Origin of the sequence: Sutterella massiliensis, from assembly GCF_016899755.1 — a bacterium.
GTDB classification, from domain to species: domain Bacteria; phylum Pseudomonadota; class Gammaproteobacteria; order Burkholderiales; family Burkholderiaceae_F; genus Sutterella; species Sutterella massiliensis.
The window spans coordinates 51,022-64,993 of record NZ_JACJJC010000010.1 but is presented as its reverse complement, the minus strand read 5'-3'; the positions used below and the strand labels follow the sequence as shown (position 1 = coordinate 64,993).

Here is a 13,972-nt window from a genome sequence, read left to right as displayed (position 1 = left end):
CGATGGCTGCGCCTCTGCTCAGACGAGGCGCCGATTTCAAAGACCTTGTGCCGTTCAGCATTACTCGCCGGCAGCCTCGGCCTTTTGGGCATGCGCCTCGGCCAAGGCGCGCGCGAATTTCTCGAAGAGTCCGTCGATGTCGTGCGGACCGGGACTCGCTTCCGGGTGCCCCTGGAAGCAGAAGGCCGGCGCATCGAGCAGCTCGAAGCCCTGAAGCGACCCGTCAAAGAGCGAAGCGTGCGTCGCACGGGCGTTCTCGGGGAGCGTGGCCGCATCCACCGCAAACCCGTGGTTCTGGCTCGTGATCGCCACATGCTTCTCGCCGAGCGCTTCAACAGGGTGATTCGCGCCGTGGTGACCGAACTTCATCTTGAGGGTCTTGGCACCGACGGCAAGCCCCATGATCTGGTGACCGAGGCAGATGCCAAAGAGCGGAACCTTCGCTGCAATCGCCTTCTTCGCCGTTTCGATCGCATACGTGCAGGGCGCGGGGTCGCCCGGGCCGTTCGAGAGGAAGATGCCGTCGGGGTTGAGCGCCATGGCTTCTTCAAAGGTGGTCTTCGCAGGCACCACCGTCACGCGGATGCCGCGGTCGGCGAGAAGACGCAGAATGTTGGTTTTGACGCCGAAGTCGTATGCAACGACGTGATAGGGATGCGCCACGGGCTTGCGGAAGCCCCCGGCCGTGTGCGCCGTCGGAAGCTCCCAGCTCCCCTCCTTCCACTCATAGGGAACGTCCGTCGTCACCGTCTGCGCAAGGTCCTGCCCCGCCATCGAACCCCAGCCGGCAGCAGCAGTCTTTGCCGCCTCAAGCGCTTCGGGGGTCATTTCACCGGATTCGAGCGCGATCACCGCCCCGGGCTGCGCGCCCGTCTGACGCAGGTGAATCGTGAGCGCACGCGTGTCGAGCCCGTCGATCGCAACGATCCCGTGGCGCTTGAGGAACGCGGGAAGCGACTCTTCGGCGCGCCAGCTCGAAGCATTTTCGGCAATTGATTTCGCAATGAGACCGGCAGCGTAGACCGACCGCGATTCCATGTCTTCCTTGTTCGCGCCGACATTGCCGACATGCGCCGTCGTAAGCGTGACGAGCTGCCCCGTGTAAGACGGGTCCGTCAAAATTTCCTGGTAGCCCGTCATGGCGGTATTAAAGACGACTTCACCGGTCGCAAGACCCGCCGCCCCGCGGCTGCGGCCTTCAAAGACCGTGCCGTCGGCGAGTACGAGGGCTGCTGCAGGGTATTTCTTTTGAATAAGTGCCACGATTTCTTCCTGCCTGTGGAGATTTGCTGATCGGCAAATCATATCGATCGCGGCCTATGCGTCCGAGGCGTGCAATTAAGAGAAATGTCTTATTGCGTCAGGGGACCTGTCAAAGTGCGTCGAAGCGTTTTTTAATAGTCGACAAATCGTTGAAAATCAATGCTTTTAGGCGACTTTCAGTTCGCCAAATCGCCATTAAATCGCCTGGTTTTCAACGGTTTGTCGATGCTCGACACAAGCATAAAAACACGTCCGAACTTCAAATTTTTTTTTAACACTAACCCGCGGAATTCCCTATCCAATGTGTAGCGAAGCGAAACATTGGGTAGGGATGGATAGCGGGCCGAGCGTTAGCTCGGCATTTCTTGCCCCTGGATATATCGTTTGATTGTTTCAATCGATCGCCCATCACCAACAGAGATGGCGCAATAGCTTTTCGACCAAAACCGATTGCCCCAAAGGAAGGGCGCAATTTCTTTGGCATGCTCCCTGCGAATAGGCTTGCTTGTAGCCGTCTTGATCCTGTTAACGAGGTCAGAAACAGCGAAGCTCGGAGGAATTGAAATCAATAAATGAACATGATCTGCCTCGCCGGAAAATTCGAGAATCTTGACTTCCAGACGATCAAGAATACGATGAAGGACTTCCTGTATAGTGCATATCACGGCACCGGAGATAGCCTTTCGTCGATAGGCTACGACGAGTACCAAATGGATATGTTGTAGACGCAATGGGCTCCTGCGCGTAGATCTGTCACGTTATGCCTCAGCGAGTGGAAAGAATCGTTGTTAAACCGGGACATACGCATTTTGACGCGTGTCGCCGACTGTGCTCGTCGGCCAGAAAGCTCGGCAATCAGGCGGTCTACATTCAGCGGCAACGGATTTTCGCCAAAGAAGCTCTTCTGAGCAGAAGCGAATTGGACAAGGCGACTCGTCAGGTCTGCTCCGAGTCGTATCAAGGCATGCCTTCGGCAGCCTCTGCGCAAAGGCAGACGCAAATCATCCACGAGCAGTTTGTGGCTTGGCAGGAAGCTCGCAAAGCTTACTTCGCGAATCCGTCTAAATATGAGACGATTCCTCGTCTGCCCGGCTACAGTAAGAAGTACCGAACTTTTGTCGTCGGTCGAAATGGGTACAAGATCGACAACGGTTTTCTGTTTCTTACGAGCAAGGGGGCGTTCTCCTTTTTGCCGCTGAAGATTCGATCGTGCGAAAAACAGCCATTCAATGCCAAGAAGGAGGAAACTGTCATTGGCGATGTGCGGATAGTCCCGCACGGAAATGCTTTTTTTATTGAGCTGACCTATAAAATCAAGGATTACGATCCGGCTTCAATTGCTCTCGATAGAAGTCGAGCTTGCCTTGTTGATGTTGGGCTTCGAAATCTCGTCACTCTTGCCGCGACGGCCAGCGGGATTCATCCTGTGGTTGTCAAAGGGGGCGCGTTGAAGAGCATCAACGCTTTGTACAACAAGGATGCCGCAAGTCTTCAGTCTCATGGCAAAAGTTCGCACCGACAATCGAAAGTAATAAAACGCACCTGTCGCATCAATAACCAGTTGCACAAGGTCTCCCGCTTCGTTGTTGATTTCTGTTTGCAGAACGATCTTGGAAAAATCATTATCGGTCACAACGAGGGCTGGAAGCAGAAGATCAACATTGGCAAGGTCAACAATCAGCATTTTGTCAGTATTCCGTTCAATCGACTTATTGACATGATTCGGTACAAGGCGGAAGAAATCGGAATACAGGTGATCATCCGCGAAGAGAGCTTCACCTCTCGCCAGTCAGCATTTGACTTTGATCCGCTTCCTACTTATGGGGAGAAAAATGCGCATCAAGTAAAAAGTTCTGGCAAGCGTGTTCGCGGTCTGTTCATCCGACGAAATGGGCAAAAAATCAATGCCGATGTGAACGGGTGCCTAAACATCGGCAGAAAAGAACTCGGTGATGAGTGGCTCAAAAAGCTACTCGAAACCGATGAGGGCTGTTTGATGCAGCCCATCGCTGTCCGAATTGGACAGCGGTTAGGATAAGGGCTACGGTCCTTAGAATCCCCTTCCAACGAAGTTGGGAGGGGAGCATCAAATCCTCATCAGGGCCTTTAATTATTTTTTGATCTCAGATCCCGAAGCGAAGAATGACTGCCTAGGCAACTCACGCAAAAGATGTTTACCGTATCGGCATGACGAGATGCATCGCATTCGTCAAAAACTTTTTCGGGAAACAGAATAAAAAACGAGCGTATGGACGTCTTCGTTTTCCGAAACCGCGGTCGACCGAAACCTTCCGCTCGAGCGCAATCTCGCTTGAAGGCTGCCTCGCGCCCGAGGAGGCAGCCTTCCGGGCATTACTTCCCGTTCTTTTTCTTCGTCAAGTTCGCCGTGAATTTGCTGCGCATCGCGTTCTTCACTTCCGCCTGCAGCTTTTCAATGCGCTTGGCGCGCTTGAGTTCTTCCTTCGGATCCTGCTTGGTTTTCTTGGCGAGTTCATGCGAAGCGACGTGGCCGCTCGCGAGTGCGTTCGTCATGGCGCCTGTTGAAAAGAGCGTTTCTTCGGCGTCCGAAAGGAGCAGGCCCGCGCGCCCGACGATGAGCGGGTCGATCGCGCCGATCTTCTCCAGGTCGCGCCCGTCGTAGTTGATCGACTTCAGGAGAACGCGGATTGCGTTCAGACGACCGCGGCGCTTGTCCTCGTTAAGAATGACGGTCCAGGGCGCCTCGGGCGAGTCCGACGCGCGGAACATCGCCTGCATCGCGCGCGTGTAGTCGTCCCACTTGTCGATCGAAGCGATGTCGACGGGCGAGAGCTTCCAGCGCTTCAGGGGATTCACCTGACGGTCGCGGAAGCGGCGAAGCTGCTCTTCTTTGGAAATCGAAAGCCAGAACTTGATGAGCGTGATGCCGGAGCGAACGAGACTCTTTTCGAAGTAGCTCACTTCGCTCAGGAAGAGATCCGTCTGCGCCTGCGTGCAGAAGCCCATCACGGGCTCCACGACGCCGCGGTTGTACCAGGAGCGGTCGAAGAAGCAGATTTCGCCCGGATTGGGAAGCTGGGCCACATAGCGCTGGAAGTACCACTGGCGCAGCTCGACTTCGGTGGGCTTGGGCAGCGCCACGATGCGCGCGCCGCGCGGGTTCAGGTGCTCGGTAAAGCGCCCGATCGTGCCGCCTTTGCCCGCCGTATCGCGCCCTTCAAAAACGATCGCGATGCGCGCTCCCGTGCGCTTCACCCATTCCTGGAGCTTCAAAAGCTCGACCTGCAGGTGAAAGAGCTCCTCTTCGTAAAGCTTCTCGGGATAGCGGTTTTTGTAGGGATATTCTCCGCGGCTGTACCCGTCGGCGAGCTCATAGATCGCCTTGCGCTTTTCGCGCAAGGCGGCCACTTCCTGCGCTTCCTTCATGAGGAGCGCCTCAAAAAGCTTTTCCCGGCCCGTGCGGTCAAGCGACGCGGCAAAGCGTGCAACGGCCGCTTCCGAAGATTCTTCGTTAAATGCATCAATCGACTCGCGCACGAATGCCGCCGCGTCCTTGCCGGAATCGAAGTCCGGCACGGCAATTCGCTCGTACGCGGCTTCGTTCGTCTTTTTCGTTGTTGACATCTTCTCCCCTCAACCTTGAAATGAATTTTTCTGCCGAAATCCGCAGATGCCTATATTCGTGCGCTTTTACCGCGCGCCCGCCTGGAGACTTTTCACCCACCGGAGCACTTCCGCAACGGGCGCTATCAGGTCTTTCGGAATGTAGGCGTTCTCGGTGCCGTCGCGGAAGAGCGCCTGCGCGAGCGGCACGTTGCGCATGATGGGCACACCCTCTTCCTTGGCCACCTCGATCATGCGAAGCGCGAGCGCCCCCTCGCCCTTGGCGAGAATGACCGGCAGAGGCGTCTTCTCTTCATCGTAGTCGAGCGCCACGGCAAAGTGCGTCGGGTTGACGACGAGCACTTTGGCCTTTCGCACGTTGGCAAGCGTATTCTGGTTCATGAGTTCCCGATGCAGCTGCTTGCGCTGCCCCTTGATCTGCGGGTCGCCCTCGGAGTCCTTGAATTCGCGCTTCACTTCATCGATGCTCATCATGTGGTCCTGCGTCCACTTGTACTTCTGGTAGAGAAAGTCGACTGCCGCAATGAGGGCAAAAGCGCCCGCCGTGTAGATGAGGAATTCGCCCATGGCGCTGCCGAGCGTGAGCCACATGGCGCCGATGCCGCCCTTGGGCACCCCGAAAAGGACGGGCAAGTACTTCTCAAACACCACCCAGACGATGGCGCCGAGAATGAGCACCTTGAGCACGTTTTTGACGAACTCGAATAAATTCTTGATCGAGAAGACGCGCTGGAACCAGCGTTTCGGATGCAGGTTCTCGAGTTTGGGCGCGGCCGCTTTGGGCGCAAACAGGAAACCCGTCTGTGCAAGAAGCACCACAAGCGCCGCCCCCATGACGATGCCGACCAAAGGCGCCACGATGCCGACCGACGCATCGACGATCACGCCCGCGCTTTTGGCGAGCGCTTCGCCGAAGGGCTCGTGCATGACGGAAAAAGGCACTTCGACGAGTTCGAGGAATTCCTGCCAGATCGTCTCGGCGTTCCCGATCAAGTAAAACGCCACGGCAAGCACGGTCGCCGCAGGCGCGACGTCCTGCCCCTTGCAGATATCGCCCTTTTCGCGGGCGTCCCGCAATCGTTTCGGTGTCGGTTGTTCGGTCTTGTCGCTCATTGCAGCATCGTCCTCAAAACGGAGAGATCAAGACCGAAGGCCGAAAAGCGTTCGGACGCATCGGTGAGAAGAATCGCGAAATAGAAGATCAAGAGGAAGGACGCCACGGCACATTTCACGGGCATGGCGATCACGTAGACGTTGAGCTGCGGCGCAAAACGGTTGACAAGCCCGAGCGCCGCATCGGCAAAGAGGCACGCGAGCACGACGGGCGCGGATATGAGCACGATCTGAAGCGCGAGGTCGGCGAGCTTCTCCCCGAAAAAGAGCGCTGCGCCCGCTTTCTCAAAGAGCGCCGCCGGGAGCCACGCCCCCACGGGCCAGATTTCGTAGGTGCCGTATAGGAGCGCGAGCATTGCGCAGAATGCGCCCGAAGCAAAAAAGACGTACACGGTGCTCATAAGGAGAAATTCGCCCGTCGGCGACGTCTCGCTCCCCGTAATGGGATCGTGTTCGGCCGCCATCCCGGCGCCGCGCTGGTTGTCGATGAAGAACCCCGCGCCTTCGACGGCCCAGAAAACGAGACCGGAGAGCCACCCGAGCACGAAGCCGATGAAGACCTCCTTGAACATTAAGCCCGCGAGATGCACCCAGCTCGCCCCCGAAATCGGGAAGAGTTCCGCAGGCAGCGACGCAACGACGGCCGGATGCAGCACGATGTAGAGCGCAATCACGAGAGCGGAGCGCGCGGTCATCTCCAGGCGCGCCGCACCGAAGCAAGGCGCAACGGACACAAAGACCGTGAGGCGCGTCGAGCCGAGCACAAAAGCCGCCAGATGCGCCTGCGGGTCGTATGCCGAGAGAAAGTCCGCGATCGACATGCCGAAAGTCCGTTCTCAGAGCAGATAAAACCGCTCGAAGATTTCAGCAGCAAACTGCAGAATTTCCCGGCTCATCCAGCCGCCCAAGACAAAAAGCGTCCCGACAACGGCAATGAGCTTCACGCCGAAAACGAGCGTCTGCTCCTGCAGCTGCGTCACCGCCTGAATGAGGCTCAGCACAATGCCGATCAAAGATGCAATGACAATGGGCGGCAGCGAAATCATGAGCACCAGATAGAGGCACTCGGACGCGTAGTCGATCGCGATCGAATTCATGGCTCTCCCCTCGTCCGTCAAAGGGCCTTGGGCGTGCGGCCGAAGACGATCTCGATGCAGTTGGCGCCGTCGACGAGGCGCCAGCTCTGCGCTTCGGAGATCTGCTTGATGAGGTAAATCCCGAGCCCGCCCATCGGACGATCGTCGAGCTCGGCCGTGATGTCGGGCACGGGCGCCTCTTCAAAGGGATTGAAGACTTTGCCCCAGTCGCGCACCTCGAAAACAAGCTTCTCTTCGCCGTCGATCGTTCGTACGTTGAGCGAAACCATCGCTTCGCCCTCTTCGCCCTCGGGATACGCGTAGCTGAAGACGTTCACGAGGAGTTCCTCGGCTGCAAGCAGCACGTTCGAAGTCTGCGCGGCAAATTCCGCGGGGATCGCCGCTTTGAGATAGTCCTTGGTCGAGCCCAGATTTTCGATGCGGGCCGGAACGGTGATGGTCGGCATAAGCGCCTCTCTTTGTTGGAGCGGTTGCGGGCAAGTACTCGCTTTAGGTGCGGCTTAAAGACTTTCGGCCGCTGTTTTCACATCGGGAAAGACCGCAAGGATCGAAAGAAAGCCCGAAAGCTTGAACATGTCGGCCACCATGCCGGCGAGTCCCGTAAAGCCCACGCGCACCGATTTGGCTTTGGCGGTTTTGGCAAGAAGGAGAATGCCGCGCAAACCCGCCGAGCTGATGTAGTCGACGCCCTTCAAATCGACGACGAGCTTCTCGGCGCCCTCGTCGAGCGCGAGCTTCCAGGCGGCATCAAAGTCCGCGACGCTCGTCGCGTCGAGGCTGCCGGCCACGCCGAGCACCGCGGTGCCCGCTTCCTGTGTATTCGTGATCTGCATCTTCTTTTTCCTAAAATTCTTGACGGCCTCGCGTTCAGTGATAACTCAAAAGCAGGCCCTGCGTAATCTTGAGCCACCCGTCAAGCGTCACGAAAAGCAGCAGTTTGAAGGGCAGCGAAATCGTCATGGGCGAAACCATCATCATGCCCATCGCCAAGAGGATGTTCGAGATGATGAGATCGATCGCGATGAAGGCAAGATAGAGAACGAACCCGATCTGAAACGCCTTCGTGAGCTCCGTGAGCGTAAAGGACGGAATGAGCACGGCCCAGTTGTCCTTGGCGACGTCGGCGTGCATGTGTTCGGGCCAAATGCGGCGCGCCGTCGTCACGAACATCCCGCTCACGCGATCGTCGGTGTTCTTTTCGAGAAACGTCTTCAAGGGCGGCGACACCCGTTCGGCAATCGTAAAGACGTCGGCGGGCTTCAAATCTTCGACCTGAACGGCTTCCTTTTCAAGAAGCGTCATCGTGTCGCTCGCCACGGGCGCCATGATGAAAACCGAGAGAATCATGGCAAGCCCGTTGATTACCATCTGCGGCGGGATCTGCTGGATGCCGAGCGCGTTGCGCACGAGCATCAGGACGACGACGATCTTCACGTAGGAGGTCGTCATCATGAGGAGCAGCGGCAGCAGCCCGAGCCCCGCGCCGACAAGAATGAGCCAAATCGGATCAATCGTCATTGGCGGCTCCGCTCGGGGATTCGGCCGATTCGGCAGCTTCGCCCGCGCACTCGAGGAGCTCGACGCCAAGCACGCCGTTGACATCCACGAGGCGCCCGCGCGCCACGGGGCGGCCGTTGGCGAGCACAGTCACGGGTGAGGCCGGATCGGCTGCGAGCCGCATCACGTAACCCGCCTTCATGCGCTTCAAGTCGCCGAGCTTCACCGCCTGGCGTTCGATTTCAAAGGTGAGCGTGACATCGAGTTCGTCGGTATTGAGCATTTCTTTCTCCTCGCGGCGCACCTCAGCTGCCGCCGCATGCATCGCGCCCGCCGCGTCTTCAAGGTCCGCTTCAAGCGCCGCTTCGTTAAGTTCCGGGTTTAGCCGCAGGGGCGCGCACCAGGCGCGCCCGCCCGCACCGAGAATGCAGAGCTCAAGCGCGTTCTCGGCGGGGAGCCATGCGTCGGCGACAATCACGTCCCCGGCTGCGAGTCCCGCGTATTCCTTTTGCGAAAGCGTCGTTCGGCCCGCAACGAAAGCCGCCTCGAAAACGAGCGCCGATTCGCTCACGAGCGCGTCGTCCGCCGTCGCAGCCGCTCCCTGCCCCTGCAGCGCGCGCAGCGCGGCGAGAAGCCGATTGAAGGCGTCGACCGCAAGGCGCGCTTTCTCGCCCTCGCGTGCGAGCGGCGCAAAAAGCGTGAGAAGCACGGATTGGGCATCCCGCATCTTCACGGCCCCGGACGCGGGGGCTGCGGGCGCTGTCGCCGCAGCGTCAAGCGGCACGTCGAGCGCAAACGCTGCCGCGAGCGGCGCAGGCAGCGCGCTTTCCCGGCCCTCGACGGATGGCGCTCTGAAAGCGAACCGCTCGAGCGATACGGCGTCGCCAAGCAGCCGGCCGAGCGCTTCGCGAACCGGGCGCGTGAGTTCGTCAGCCACGGCCGCACAAAGCGGTTCGGGAAGCGAGCGCGGATCTATCCCGGCCATCTCCTCGTCGGCAAAGAACCCGTGCAAAGAAAGAAGACTCGCGCTCGAGAGGCCGAGCGTCCAATACGCGCCGGCAAAGGTCATCTCGAGACGGACCTCGGGCAGCGGCGCCTCGCCCGTACGGAATCGTTCCTCAAGCGCCGCGCAGGCTGCGGGCGAAAGAAGACGAAGGGCGACCGTACGCTCCGGCGCCCCCGCTGCGCCGCAGTCGAGCGCCGCGCGCCAATGGGTGCCGAGGCGGCTAGCCGCGTTGAAAAAGCCCACCGCAAGGGGCGAACGCGCGGGTACCCGCCAGGGCGAAACGCCCGAAGCCCCGCTTTTGAAATCCGCTGCCGCCATTTAGAGCTCCTCCGGTTCGTAATCCGTACGCCCGCGCGATTCGCGGCGCGCGTCGTTGTTTTCGGACTCGGCCTGCGCCGAGACGGTCACGGCGACGGGCCCCTTTTCGAGTGCGCTCAGCCGCTCGGCAAGTTCGTTGCGCGCGGCGACAAGCGTCTGAAAACTTGCGGGATTCTCGGATGCAATCCGAACGCTTAAGAGCCCGTCCGTGCCGCGCACGAGCGAAATTTCGGTGTCGGCAAGCACGCGCGCGTCGAGCGTGATGCGCACTTCGGTGCCGCCGCGCTCGGGCGAGCCCACGAGGATGCGGGAAACGAGCGCTTCGAGCGCCTCGTCGCCCGCAGGCGCACCGGCGCCTTTCGCGGCGCCGGCAGATTCTGCGCCTGCCGCGCCCGTGGCGCCGAACCGTGCGAGCGCGTCCGCCTCGCCTCGCGCGAGCACGGCTTCGAGTTCGAAGCCCGAAGCCGCGCGGCCGTCCTCAAGGGGCTTCTTCGCAGTCGACTTCTCGAAGCGAAAAAGTTCGCTCAGGTCCTCGGCCGCTGCGCCGTCCCGACCCGATTTATCCGCCTCTGCCGCGCGAGCGAACCGTTCGGCGGGACGCTCGAGCGCTTCGCGGAAATAGTCGGCATCGGCCTTGAGCGAGGCGTCGTCGCGGCGCACGTCCTTCGACGCGTTCGAAGGCCGGTCGGTCTCCTCAGCCCCGAACGTCCCGTAAGCGCCGCTCGGCTCATGCATATCGTGAATGCTCGTTGTCATGTCTCGTCCTCGAAAGGCCTCTCGTCAGTCTCTCCGTCCATCAGTCCGCTGGTGAGGACAACGGCTTAAATTCTTCGAATTCGCGCTCTTCGGCGCGTTCGGCCTCGATCTTGGCCTCTTCGGCCCAAATCGACTTGTGTTTTTCAATTTTGGCCGCATTCTGCCGAGCCCGCTTGGCTGCGAGTTTTGCCGCTTCGAGCTTCGCGGTCTCTTCTTCAAGCGCCTTCTGCGCCTCGGCAATGCGGAGCTCGAATTCGAGCGCGCGCGCATCAAGTGCGGCAAGGCCGTTATTGAAGCCGAGCAGTCCGTCAATCGGAATCGGGTGTCCGAGGAGCGCTTTGTAGCGGCGCTCAACTTCGGCCGCACGCCACGCACGCCACGCCTCGAAATCGCGCTTCTCGGCCTCAACGCGCCCTTTGGCCGCTTCAAGTGCATGGCGCGCAGCGAGAATTCCGCGCTCTGCGGCTTTCTCGCGATAGTGGCGCACATTTAGGAGCGCATCCAAAGGGTACTTTTCGCTCATCGCCCGTTCTCCTCAGCCCGCACCGTCCCTCGTCAGGAAACGGCGCGGATCATGCCGCTCAAGGTTTCTTCGAAGGTGCTCTTCTCACCGAGCCCCTGCTTGAGGAACGCGTTGACGCGATCGATGCGATCGATCGCCTCGTCGGCCTCTTTGTCGGCGCCGCGCTTATATTCACCGATCTGCACGAGAAGTTCGACGGCGGCGTATTTGGCGAGAATCTGGCGCAGGCGCTTTGCGGCATCCTTGTGCTCTTTGGTCACGATCGCATTCATTACGCGCGAAACGCTCTGCCCGACGTCGACGGCCGGATAGTGTCCCTTGCTCGCGAGCTTTCTCGAGAGAATGATGTGACCGTCCAAAATCGAACGCGTTTCGTCTGCAACGGGCTCCGTCATGTCGTCGCCTTCAACGAGCACCGTGTAGAGCGCCGTGATCGAGCCTTTGTCGCTGTTGCCCGCGCGTTCCATCAATTTCGGCAGCTCTGAAAAGACCGAAGGCGGAAAGCCGCGGCGCGTCGGGGGTTCGCCCGCCGCGAGACCGATCTCGCGCTGCGCACGCGCAAAGCGCGTGACGGAATCCATCAGAAGAAGCACGCTTTTGCCTTGGTCGCGGAAATACTCCGCAATGGCGGTCGACGTGTACGCGGCCTTCAAGCGCTCCATTGACGAGCGGTCCGAGGTCGAAACGACCAAAACCGACTTCTTGAGCCCTTCGGGACCGATGTCCTTTTCGATGAACTCGCGAACTTCGCGGCCGCGCTCGCCGATGAGCGCCAGAACGCAGACGTCCGCCGAACAGCCTTTGAGGATGCTCGAGAGGAGCGTCGATTTGCCGCCGCCCGCCGCCGCAAAAATGCCCATGCGCTGCCCTTCGCCGCAGGTGAGCGGTCCGTCGATGCAGCGCAGCCCGAGCGTCAAGGGTTTAGAGATCACGCGGCGCGTCATCGGGTTGGGCGCGGGCGCGTAGATCGGATAGTGCGTGCGGCACTTGAGGACGGGACCGCCGTCCAAGGGCTGCGCGAGGCCGTCGAGAACGCGCCCGAGAAGTTCCGGCCCCACCGGAATTGAGAGAATTTCACCCGTCGGAATGACTTCGGTCGCGGGCGAAACGCCCTGACAGCTGCCAAGCGGCGACAAGAGCGCCACGTTCTTGATGAAGCCCACCACCTCGGCCTTGAGTTCGAACTGCTCCCACGGGTTCTTCAGAATGCAGAGTTCGCCCACTTTTACCCCGGGCACCACCGCGCGGATGATCGTGCCGACCACCTGTTCGACGCGGCCGCGCACTTCGACGGTCTGCGTCGTGCGAACGGCTTCTTCCAAAAGGGAACCGATGTATTCGAAGGCCATAAGCCGAAGGTCCTTACTGTCTGATCTTGGCGCTGAAAGCCGCTTCGAGCGCCTTCAACTGCGTCTCAAGCGACGCATCGATAACGCCCATGGGGCTCTCGAGCATGCAGCCGCCCGGCTTCAAGCGCGGGTCGGCAACGACATTGAGAAAGGCGCTCGACGCGGCAACGCCCGAAGAGAAGTTCGCGAGCGCCGCGCTCACCGCCGGTTCGTCCTGCGGCGAGACGCGCACAACCACTTTCTGCTCGCCTCGCACGTGCGAGAGCGCCGTCGCGACAATGCGGCGGATACGCTCGTCTTCGTCAAGTTCGCCCACGATTTTGCGAACCGACTGACTCACGACGCTTACGACCGTGCTCTCGATGTTCTCGATGAATTCAACCGAAGCGAGCACCGTTTCCATCGTTTTCTCAGCGTGCTCGAGCCGCCCGGCTTCGACGCCGTCGGCGTAGCCCTCGTCGTAGCGCTTCTTATAGGCGGCCTCAGCCTGCGCAAGAATTTCAGCCGCGCGCGCCTCGGCCGCCCGCACGATCTCAGTCGCCTCGAGAAGTGAAGCGTATTTGTCGGCCTTAATCACCTTGACGCCCGCCGCGGGTACGGGGAGCGTGGTGCGATTCAATCGAAATAGACGAGCCATGAGGGGTCGAGCTCCCGCGCAATGAGTTTTTTCATGAAAAGCCAGACGCGCCGCCGCACTGCCGGATCGGCCGCATCAAAGGGATCGCCGGCCGTTTCGCGGGCTGCGCGTTCGACACGATCGACGGGCGCCAACGCGACGCGCCCGAGCGCATCCAGAAAAATCGGTTCGGACCGGACGCGAAGAGGTTCCGGCCAGCTCGAGCGAACAACGTCCAATAGCGTTGCCGGCAGGGCCGCAAAGCGCGCTTCGAGCGCCTCGTCGGCGCGCCAACGGCGTGCGTCGTCCGCAAGGCTTCCCGCCATAAAGCGGCCGCGCAGTACGGCAAAGCGGTAAAGGTCTTCGCCCATCGCCGCCTGGAGCGCCATGCGCGAGCGCTTCTCGACGACGGTCGCGATTTGGTGCCCGAGAACGGCCGCTGCTGCAGAGCGACCGAGGCGCGAAAGCGCGTCGCTCGAGAGGAGCGCGAGCCGGCGCGAGGGCTCGGAAAAATCCCAGAAACCCGAAGCCGTCGCGTTCCCTTCACCGATTTCCGATTCGCTTTCCAAGCTGCTTTCCGAGCCGGCCGCGCGTGCGGCGTAATCCGCATAGGCGGCTTCGAGCGCCGGACGGCGCGCGAGTGCGCTGCGCCAGGACGCCTGCGCGTCGGGCGCGAACGCCGCCAGCGAAGGGGACGCACCGCGGCCGAGGGCCGCCCCGGGCGTACGCGCGGCGGCAGCATTAAAGCGCACGATGCGCTTTAAAAGCGCCGGGCGGCGGCCGAGTTCCTCGGAAAAGAAGTCGGGCTTCATGCGAAGGGTCCTCCGGCGG

16 protein-coding genes are annotated in these 13,972 nt (G+C 60.3%); 1 reads left to right on the top strand and 15 read right to left on the bottom strand.

The features are described from left to right. Positions 1-60 precede the first annotated feature (60 nt). Together carA and tnpA are read right to left on the bottom strand one after the other, a co-directional pair. Positions 61-1,305 (bottom strand): glutamine-hydrolyzing carbamoyl-phosphate synthase small subunit, encoded by a 1,245-nt coding sequence (carA, locus tag H6A60_RS07485; RefSeq protein WP_205102979.1) that lies wholly within the window; start codon positions 1,303-1,305, stop codon positions 61-63. Positions 1,306-1,613: 308 nt separating this feature from the next. Further along, positions 1,614-1,973: an IS200/IS605 family transposase gene (gene tnpA, locus H6A60_RS14015; protein WP_369126654.1), complete on the bottom strand. Its 360-nt coding sequence runs from the start codon at positions 1,971-1,973 to the stop codon at positions 1,614-1,616. A gap of 50 nt (positions 1,974-2,023) precedes the next feature. Between tnpA and H6A60_RS07475 the strand changes: the two genes are divergently transcribed. Further along, positions 2,024-3,301: an RNA-guided endonuclease InsQ/TnpB family protein gene (locus H6A60_RS07475; protein ID WP_205102969.1), complete on the top strand. Its 1,278-nt coding sequence runs from the start codon at positions 2,024-2,026 to the stop codon at positions 3,299-3,301. Positions 3,302-3,615: 314 nt separating this feature from the next. On the opposite strand, the gene ppk2 is transcribed toward H6A60_RS07475, so the two are convergent. The 13 genes from ppk2 to H6A60_RS07410 all read right to left on the bottom strand — a co-directional run bounded on the left by ppk2 (position 3,616) and on the right by H6A60_RS07410 (position 13,953). Continuing rightward, a complete protein-coding gene (gene ppk2 / locus H6A60_RS07470; RefSeq protein WP_205102967.1) occupies positions 3,616-4,866 on the bottom strand; it encodes a polyphosphate kinase 2 in 1,251 nt (416 codons plus the stop codon). 66 nt (positions 4,867-4,932) lie between these two features. Then, positions 4,933-5,979, bottom strand: a complete 1,047-nt coding sequence (gene sctU / locus H6A60_RS07465) for a type III secretion system export apparatus subunit SctU (protein WP_205102965.1) — start codon at positions 5,977-5,979, stop codon at positions 4,933-4,935. Then, entirely contained in the window at positions 5,976-6,800 is an 825-nt protein-coding gene (gene sctT / locus H6A60_RS07460; RefSeq protein ID WP_205102963.1) for a type III secretion system export apparatus subunit SctT, read from the bottom strand. Before sctT ends, sctU begins: the two co-directional genes overlap by 4 nt. Positions 6,801-6,815: 15 nt before the next feature. Beyond that, positions 6,816-7,076, bottom strand: a complete 261-nt coding sequence (gene sctS, locus H6A60_RS07455) for a type III secretion system export apparatus subunit SctS (protein WP_205102960.1) — start codon at positions 7,074-7,076, stop codon at positions 6,816-6,818. 17 nt (positions 7,077-7,093) lie between these two features. Beyond that, complete coding sequence (locus H6A60_RS07450; protein ID WP_205102951.1) at positions 7,094-7,522, bottom strand: ATP-binding protein; 429 nt, start codon at positions 7,520-7,522, stop codon at positions 7,094-7,096. Between the two features lie 54 nt (positions 7,523-7,576). After that, the gene (locus H6A60_RS07445) at positions 7,577-7,909 is read right to left on the bottom strand and encodes an STAS domain-containing protein (protein ID WP_205102948.1); all 333 of its coding nucleotides are present in this window, start codon (positions 7,907-7,909) and stop codon (positions 7,577-7,579) included. A gap of 34 nt (positions 7,910-7,943) precedes the next feature. Beyond that, positions 7,944-8,594, bottom strand: coding sequence for a type III secretion system export apparatus subunit SctR (gene sctR, locus H6A60_RS07440; RefSeq protein WP_205102946.1), 651 nt, complete (start codon positions 8,592-8,594; stop codon positions 7,944-7,946). Next, positions 8,584-9,897: a FliM/FliN family flagellar motor switch protein gene (locus H6A60_RS07435; RefSeq protein WP_205102936.1), complete on the bottom strand. Its 1,314-nt coding sequence runs from the start codon at positions 9,895-9,897 to the stop codon at positions 8,584-8,586. Before H6A60_RS07435 ends, sctR begins: the two co-directional genes overlap by 11 nt. Continuing rightward, positions 9,898-10,653: a type III secretion HpaP family protein gene (locus tag H6A60_RS07430; protein ID WP_205102934.1), complete on the bottom strand. Its 756-nt coding sequence runs from the start codon at positions 10,651-10,653 to the stop codon at positions 9,898-9,900. It abuts the gene before it with no gap. A 40-nt stretch (positions 10,654-10,693) separates the two neighbouring features. After that, a complete protein-coding gene (gene sctO, locus H6A60_RS07425; protein ID WP_205102931.1) occupies positions 10,694-11,176 on the bottom strand; it encodes a type III secretion system stalk subunit SctO in 483 nt (160 codons plus the stop codon). Between the two features lie 32 nt (positions 11,177-11,208). Further along, the gene (gene sctN / locus H6A60_RS07420; protein WP_205102929.1) at positions 11,209-12,525 is read right to left on the bottom strand and encodes a type III secretion system ATPase SctN; all 1,317 of its coding nucleotides are present in this window, start codon (positions 12,523-12,525) and stop codon (positions 11,209-11,211) included. Between the two features lie 13 nt (positions 12,526-12,538). After that, positions 12,539-13,162, bottom strand: a complete 624-nt coding sequence (locus H6A60_RS07415) for an HrpE/YscL family type III secretion apparatus protein (protein ID WP_205102927.1) — start codon at positions 13,160-13,162, stop codon at positions 12,539-12,541. Next, a complete protein-coding gene (locus H6A60_RS07410) occupies positions 13,141-13,953 on the bottom strand; it encodes a SctK family type III secretion system sorting platform protein (RefSeq protein ID WP_205102925.1) in 813 nt (270 codons plus the stop codon). The genes H6A60_RS07415 and H6A60_RS07410 overlap by 22 nt, the downstream gene beginning before the upstream one ends. Between the last annotated feature and the right edge of the window lie 19 nt (positions 13,954-13,972).

What these genes read in the sequence shown, in the direction of transcription:
- carA (WP_205102979.1), bottom strand. Translation starts at nt 1,305, where the DNA reads ATGATTTGCCGATCAGCAAATCTCCACAGGCAGGAAGAAATCGTGGCA.
- H6A60_RS07475 (WP_205102969.1), top strand. Translation starts at nt 2,024, where the DNA reads ATGCCTCAGCGAGTGGAAAGAATCGTTGTTAAACCGGGACATACGCAT.
- ppk2 (WP_205102967.1), bottom strand. Translation starts at nt 4,866, where the DNA reads ATGTCAACAACGAAAAAGACGAACGAAGCCGCGTACGAGCGAATTGCC.
- sctU (WP_205102965.1), bottom strand. Translation starts at nt 5,979, where the DNA reads ATGAGCGACAAGACCGAACAACCGACACCGAAACGATTGCGGGACGCC.
- sctT (WP_205102963.1), bottom strand. Translation starts at nt 6,800, where the DNA reads ATGTCGATCGCGGACTTTCTCTCGGCATACGACCCGCAGGCGCATCTG.
- sctS (WP_205102960.1), bottom strand. Translation starts at nt 7,076, where the DNA reads ATGAATTCGATCGCGATCGACTACGCGTCCGAGTGCCTCTATCTGGTG.
- H6A60_RS07450 (WP_205102951.1), bottom strand. Translation starts at nt 7,522, where the DNA reads ATGCCGACCATCACCGTTCCGGCCCGCATCGAAAATCTGGGCTCGACC.
- H6A60_RS07445 (WP_205102948.1), bottom strand. Translation starts at nt 7,909, where the DNA reads ATGCAGATCACGAATACACAGGAAGCGGGCACCGCGGTGCTCGGCGTG.
- sctR (WP_205102946.1), bottom strand. Translation starts at nt 8,594, where the DNA reads ATGACGATTGATCCGATTTGGCTCATTCTTGTCGGCGCGGGGCTCGGG.
- H6A60_RS07435 (WP_205102936.1), bottom strand. Translation starts at nt 9,897, where the DNA reads ATGGCGGCAGCGGATTTCAAAAGCGGGGCTTCGGGCGTTTCGCCCTGG.
- H6A60_RS07430 (WP_205102934.1), bottom strand. Translation starts at nt 10,653, where the DNA reads ATGACAACGAGCATTCACGATATGCATGAGCCGAGCGGCGCTTACGGG.
- sctO (WP_205102931.1), bottom strand. Translation starts at nt 11,176, where the DNA reads ATGAGCGAAAAGTACCCTTTGGATGCGCTCCTAAATGTGCGCCACTAT.
- sctN (WP_205102929.1), bottom strand. Translation starts at nt 12,525, where the DNA reads ATGGCCTTCGAATACATCGGTTCCCTTTTGGAAGAAGCCGTTCGCACG.
- H6A60_RS07415 (WP_205102927.1), bottom strand. Translation starts at nt 13,162, where the DNA reads ATGGCTCGTCTATTTCGATTGAATCGCACCACGCTCCCCGTACCCGCG.
- H6A60_RS07410 (WP_205102925.1), bottom strand. Translation starts at nt 13,953, where the DNA reads ATGAAGCCCGACTTCTTTTCCGAGGAACTCGGCCGCCGCCCGGCGCTT.